The sequence below is a fragment of the Actinoplanes sp. NPDC048791 genome (assembly GCF_040650095.1).
In the GTDB taxonomy this organism is placed as follows: domain Bacteria; phylum Actinomycetota; class Actinomycetes; order Mycobacteriales; family Micromonosporaceae; genus Actinoplanes.
Map to the genome: position 1 here is coordinate 1 of NZ_JBEZGQ010001756.1, position 1,021 is coordinate 1,021.

The 1,021-nt window shown below is 74.2% G+C and carries 1 protein-coding gene; it reads left to right on the plus strand.

The features are described 5' to 3' along the window. Nucleotides 1-45 precede the first annotated feature (45 nt). A partial coding sequence (locus AB0C29_RS50220) for a glycosyltransferase family 39 protein (protein ID WP_360835708.1) occupies nt 46-1,021 on the plus strand: 976 nt, incomplete at its 3' end.

Below are 1,021 nucleotides of genomic sequence, written 5' to 3' on the forward strand. Positions count from 1 at the left end.
CGGGTGGTGCCGGTGCGGGGCGGCCGGTGCTGCCGACTCGGTCGGATGCTGTCAGAGGACGGCGACGACGGCACGCGGCTGCCCGGCCCCCGGATCCCGCGACCGTTGCTCGTCTGGGGTCCGGCCGTGCTCCCCGCGCTGCTCATGCTGGTCGTCGGCCGCATCGGCCTGCGCCGGCCCGCCGTCGGCTGGGACGAGAACGCGACCTGGCTGGCCAGCCAGCGCACCCCCGCCCAGATCCTCGACCTGGCCCGGCACTTCGACGGCGTGATCTCCCCCTACTACCTGTTCATGCACTTCTGGACGGGTGTCTTCGGCGACTCGGAATTCTGGCTGCGCGCGCCGTCGCTGCTCGCGGTGGCGCTCGGCGTGGGCATCTCGGCCGAACTGGGCCGCCGGCTGTTCGGCCCGGCGACCGGCCTGCTCGCCGGGCTGCTGCTGGTCACCGTGCCCCAGCTCTCCCGGTACGCCCAGGATGCCCGGGCGTACGGTCTGGCCTTCCTCTTCGCCACCCTCGCGACCCTGCTGCTGCACCGCGCGCTGCGGCAGCCGTCGTGGGCGCGCTGGATCGCGTACGGCGTCACCGTCACGCTGCTCGGCCTCTCGCACATCCTGGCGCTGCTGGTGCTCATCGGGCACGCGTACGCGGTGGTGACCCGGGCCCGCCGGGACCCGGCCGCGGTCCGGCCGATGCGCTGGTTCGTGGTGACCGCCGTGGCCGTGCTGCCCGTGCTCCCGTTCGTTTATCTCGGCCTCACCCAGCGCGGCTCGCAGCTCGACTGGCTGCCGCCGATGACCGTGCGTCAGGTGCTCGACGCGCCGGGCGACATCTTCGGCGCCGCGGCGGTGGGCCTGCTGCTGATCGGTCTGGCCCTGGTGGCCCGGCACCGCGACGCCCGCCTGCTGCGCGAGTTCGCCGTGCTGGCGGTCGCGCCCCCGGCGGTGCTGATGGCCGTCTCGTTCGTCACCTCGTCGCTGTGGGTCCCGCGCTACGTGCTCGTCGTCGTGCCGGCGGTCTGCC